Below are 4,577 nucleotides of genomic sequence, written 5' to 3'. Positions count from 1 at the left end.
GATTGCTGCAGTCAGGGTAGTTTTACCGTGGTCAACGTGGCCGATAGTACCAACGTTAACGTGCGGTTTTGAACGTTCAAACTTTTCTTTAGACATTATGTTGTCCCTCTAAGACACGGAATCGGTGGTTTCACCACATCAACCAAGCAGTTGCTTGTTTAGATATTCACAGGAAGAAAATCAGGAGGCAGAACAGGGGAAGTGGTGCTGATAGGCAGATTCGAACTGCCGACCTCACCCTTACCAAGGGTGTGCTCTACCAACTGAGCTATATCAGCACATCTTGGAGCGGGCAGCGGGAATCGAACCCGCATCATCAGCTTGGAAGGCTGAGGTAATAGCCATTATACGATGCCCGCGTGAACTCGGCTACCTGAGTTTAATCAGCTGTATCTTATATCTTAAGTGTTTTTTCTGGAGCATAACTCGAGCAGAACACTCAAGATGAAAACTGGTTAATGGTGGTGGGGGAAGGATTCGAACCTTCGAAGTCTGTGACGGCAGATTTACAGTCTGCTCCCTTTGGCCGCTCGGGAACCCCACCTTTCCAAATTTTAAAATTGGTGCCGGCACCAAGAGTCGAACTCGGGACCTACTGATTACAAGTCAGTTGCTCTACCAACTGAGCTATGCCGGCATCAAGTGCTGCGCATTCTATGAGGTGTTTGAGTTCGATGCAACAAAAAAATTGTTTTTTTTATTCATTCGCTCATAAAGCATCCGGATTTGGTAATGTTGATGAATTTTTCAGTCATTAGTGACCAAATTACAAACAATAAGACATCATATAGAAAAGCTAACCGACTATATTTGTCCGTTATTTTCTGCAATCCATTTGCAGCAGCTTATATTCTTTTTTCAAAAAAGAATAAAGATAGCCTTTCAAAACAGCCACAGACGTAGAACATTTTTTAGATTTTTGTATTTCTCATCAAAAAAATTACTAAAATCATAAAAAAATCTACGCCTGAGTTAACTCAACCGATATTATGAGATTTATTTTTTGTCGGATACGGGTGTTATCAACAACCTGTCCAACCTGCATAGACAGGCAGATGTTGGCTTATGAATAAGAAAGAATCTTTTTTGACGACTCCATATTTACAATTTGATCGTGAACACTGGGCAACATTGCGCGACTCAGTGCCTTTGACATTAACAGAAGAAGAAGTGGCAGCCTTAAAAGGGATTAATGAAGAGATTTCAATTGATGAAGTAATTGAAATTTATCTTCCATTGTCGCGTCTACTCAATTTTTATATTAGCTCCAATCTGCGCAGACAAGCTGTTCTTGAGCAATTTTTAGGGACTGATGAGCAAAAGGTACCTTATATTATTGGTATCGCAGGCAGCGTTGCTGTAGGAAAAAGCACGACAGCCCGTTTATTACAAGCGCTACTCAGTCGTTGGCCCGAGCACCGCCGTGTAAAGTTAGTAACGACAGATGGCTTTTTACACACTAATAATGTGTTAAATGAACGTGGCCTAATGAAGAAAAAAGGGTTTCCTGAATCCTATGATATGCGTAGCTTGGTCAAATTTGTCGCCGATATAAAATCAGGGGCAGAGAAAGTTTCCGCGCCGGTATATTCTCACCTGAGCTATGATATTGTCCCCGAAGAAAAGCTCACCATTGAGAAGCCAGATATCCTCATTCTTGAAGGGTTGAATGTATTACAAAGCGGTATGGATTACCCGCACGAGCCACATCATGTTTTTGTATCTGATTTCGTTGATTTTTCCATTTATGTTGATGCTGCAGAAAACTTACTGGAACAATGGTATGTCAGTCGCTTTCTTAAATTTCGGCAAGGCGCGTTTTCCGATCCAGATTCTTATTTCCACAGCTATTCTAAATTGACGTCAGAGGAAGCTGTAAGTGTCGCATCAAACATTTGGAAAGAGATTAATGGATTAAATTTACAGCAAAATATTCTTCCAACAAGGGAACGTGCCAGTTTGATTATGACTAAAGGTGTCAATCATACCATTGAAAGTGTCAGATTACGGAAATAGGACAAGCAGCCGGAAATATTTCCGGCTCTATCCTCAGCAGCCCCGCAAGGAAATTTCTCCACCTATATAAGGTGTGATAACTCCATTGATATCAAGCAATAAAGCCCCTTGCTGATCAATTCCACGAGCTATGCCATAAATATCCTGATCTCCAATAATTAGTTTTACTGGGCGATCAATAAAATTATCTAACTTAAACCACCTAGAAACAAAAGGAGATAATCCCTCACTTTCAAATTGAATTAATGCCTCTTTCAGTTCCAGAATAATTTCAGCAATCAATTTATTCCGTTCAACTTCCATCCCTGCTTGTTGTAAACTCGTCCACTGTTGGCTGATTAATTGCTGCTGTTCATTGTTCATCGAGATATTCATACCTATCCCAATGACAATCTGAGCAGCATCACCCGTTCTCCCTGTTAATTCAACCAATATCCCTGCCAATTTCTTATCATCCAGATATAAATCATTTGGCCATTTTACTTTTACTCTTTCAGCTCCCTGACGATTCAAGACTTCCGCAATCACAATTCCAACAACCAAGCTTAAACCAACTGCCGCAGCAGGGCCTTGTTCTAATCGCCAATACATAGACAGATATAAATTTCTGCCAAAAGCAGAAACCCATTGCCTTCCACGGCGTCCTCGCCCCGCAGACTGATATTCTGCGACACAGGCATCACCTGAATTCAGTTCAGCCAATTTTTCTAATAAATATTGATTGGTAGAATTAATGACAGGTATTACTTCAATACGATCGTTTGGCAGGTAATTCGAAATTATATCCTGATCGAGAAGCTCCATCGGCGCTGGGAAACGATACCCCTTACCAGGGAGTGTTGAAATTTCCACTCCCCAATCACGAATAGTTTGGATATGCTTATTAATCCCCGCTCGGCTCATTCCCAATTCTTGGCCAAGTTGCTGTCCTGAGTGAATTTCTCCATCAGATAGCACTTTAATTAGTTTTAATGGAATACTAATATCTTTCATGAAATACACTCCACTGCATCAATCTCACCTTCACTACCAATGAAGCGTACTTCAGGCTCTAAGAAAATATTAAATTTTTTAGCCACTTCATTACGTACATGAGCAGCTAAGGCAATAACATCTTGTCCTGATGCATTTCCTTTATTAATCAATACTAATGCTTGCTGAGTATGTACAGCAGCATCACCAATCGAATAACCTTTCAAGTGACATTGATCGATAAGCCAACCCGCAGCAACTTTTACACTTTCCTCATTTTGGTAGTATTGAGGACAAGTTGGATACTCTAACTTAATTTTTTGTGCCAATTCAGCCGATATAATAGGATTTTTAAAGAAACTTCCAGCATTTCCCATTACTGCGGGATCTGGCAATTTACTCTGGCGCATTTCACACACAGCATCAAATATTTGATCAGGTGTCACGTTTTCCCGTGAGAAATGTACCAAGGCCCCATAAGTTAAAATTGGTTCCCACGCTTTATGTAAACGCAAGCCAACAGATGTAATCGCATAACCATCTTTATACTGATACTTAAAGATACTGTCTCTATATGCAAATTGGCACTCATCTGCCGTTAGACGAATTGAATTACCGGTTTTCAATTCAACAAAATCAACATATTCACAGACATTTTTAAATTCAATTCCATACGCCCCAATATTCTGAATAGGGGCAGAACCCACGTTACCAGGGATCAAAGCTAAATTTTCTAAACCGTAGATCTGTTGCTTGAGTAAATAGGTAATTAGCCCATGCCAATTTTCACCAGCTCCAACATGAATGTGCCATGCAGTTTCAGACTCTTTTATATCGATACCAAGGATACGGTTTAAAATCACCGTCCCTTTAAAATTTTCGGTGAAGAGAACGTTACTCCCTCCTCCCAATAATAATATCGGTTGATGTTTTTCCATTGCTTCATGCCATAAGGCCACAAGAGATTCAATAGAAGTCACTGTACAAATATGATCTGCATTGGCTGAAATGCCAAATGTGTTGAACGTTTTTAACTGGGTAGATTGACAGGCAGACATTCACTTTAAGCTCAATAAATAAGTAAGTTATGTTGTAGTCTATCAGACTCTATATTTGAAAGATAAGACGTAGTTGCCTGATGCTTATCTATTGATGAGGATTCCAAAGACAGAAATGCAAAAGGCCACTCATAAGAGTGGCCTTTCGTCTTAAATTAAAGCTTGGCAGTTCCCTACTCTCACATGGGGAGACCCCACACTACCATCGGCGCTACGGCGTTTCACTACTGAGTTCGGCATGGGGTCAGGTGGGACCACCGCGCTATTGCCGCCAAGCAAATTCTGTTTTTATTTGCCGAACATAATATTCATGGTGCTGATACCCAGATTCGAACTGGGGACCTCACCCTTACCAAGGGTGTGCTCTACCAACTGAGCCATATCAGCAAATGCTAAAATAAAAAAGTGTTGCCAAACGGGCAACACTTATAATTTGATGTCTGGCAGTGTCCTACTCTCACATGGGGAGACCCCACACTACCATCGGCGCTACGGCGTTTCACTGCTGAGTTCGGCATGGGGTCAGGTGGG

4 protein-coding genes, 5 tRNA genes and 2 rRNA genes are annotated in these 4,577 nt (G+C 41.0%); 1 reads left to right on the top strand and 10 read right to left on the bottom strand.

Annotation, left to right across the window (positions count from 1 at the left end; all coding sequences use genetic code 11):
• From BM100_RS21930 to BM100_RS21910, 5 genes are all read right to left on the bottom strand, one after another.
• Nucleotides 1-96, bottom strand: a 96-nt coding sequence (locus BM100_RS21930) for a GTP-binding protein (RefSeq protein ID WP_004249126.1), incomplete at its 3' end; no start/stop codon positions are given.
• 106 nt (nt 97-202) lie between these two features.
• A tRNA-Thr gene (locus BM100_RS21925) sits at nt 203-278 on the bottom strand.
• Between the two features lie 6 nt (nt 279-284).
• Nucleotides 285-359 (bottom strand) — tRNA-Gly (locus BM100_RS21920).
• 100 nt (nt 360-459) lie between these two features.
• A tRNA-Tyr gene (locus BM100_RS21915) sits at nt 460-544 on the bottom strand.
• 17 nt (nt 545-561) lie between these two features.
• Nucleotides 562-637, bottom strand: a tRNA-Thr gene (locus BM100_RS21910).
• Nucleotides 638-1,065: 428 nt separating this feature from the next.
• On the opposite strand from BM100_RS21910, the gene coaA reads away from it, so the two are divergent.
• Complete coding sequence (coaA, locus tag BM100_RS21905; protein WP_092514871.1) at nt 1,066-2,016, top strand: type I pantothenate kinase; 951 nt, start codon at nt 1,066-1,068, stop codon at nt 2,014-2,016.
• 33 nt (nt 2,017-2,049) lie between these two features.
• Here coaA and birA read toward each other — a convergent pair whose 3' ends face one another.
• The 5 genes from birA to rrf (BM100_RS21880) all read right to left on the bottom strand — a co-directional run.
• On the bottom strand, nt 2,050-3,009 hold the full coding sequence (birA, locus tag BM100_RS21900) for a bifunctional biotin--[acetyl-CoA-carboxylase] ligase/biotin operon repressor BirA (RefSeq protein ID WP_092514870.1): 960 nt from the start codon (nt 3,007-3,009) through the stop codon (nt 2,050-2,052).
• A complete protein-coding gene (murB, locus tag BM100_RS21895; RefSeq protein WP_092514868.1) occupies nt 3,006-4,046 on the bottom strand; it encodes a UDP-N-acetylmuramate dehydrogenase in 1,041 nt (346 codons plus the stop codon). Before murB ends, birA begins: the two co-directional genes overlap by 4 nt.
• A gap of 160 nt (nt 4,047-4,206) precedes the next feature.
• Nucleotides 4,207-4,322: ribosomal RNA gene (gene rrf, locus BM100_RS21890) — 5S ribosomal RNA — on the bottom strand.
• A gap of 35 nt (nt 4,323-4,357) precedes the next feature.
• Nucleotides 4,358-4,433: transfer RNA gene (locus tag BM100_RS21885), tRNA-Thr, on the bottom strand.
• A 51-nt stretch (nt 4,434-4,484) separates the two neighbouring features.
• Nucleotides 4,485-4,577, bottom strand: a 5S ribosomal RNA gene (rrf, locus tag BM100_RS21880); the annotation flags it as partial.

It is taken from the genome of Xenorhabdus mauleonii, assembly GCF_900113945.1.
GTDB lineage: Bacteria > Pseudomonadota > Gammaproteobacteria > Enterobacterales > Enterobacteriaceae > Xenorhabdus > Xenorhabdus mauleonii.
The sequence above is the reverse complement of the archived record's forward strand: the minus strand, read 5'-3'. Positions and strand labels throughout refer to the sequence as shown.

Bases quoted from the DNA above. Each gene is read 5' to 3' on its own strand.
- coaA (WP_092514871.1), top strand. From the start codon at position 1,066: ATGAATAAGAAAGAATCTTTTTTGACGACTCCATATTTACAATTTGAT.
- birA (WP_092514870.1), bottom strand. From the start codon at position 3,009: ATGAAAGATATTAGTATTCCATTAAAACTAATTAAAGTGCTATCTGAT.
- murB (WP_092514868.1), bottom strand. From the start codon at position 4,046: ATGTCTGCCTGTCAATCTACCCAGTTAAAAACGTTCAACACATTTGGC.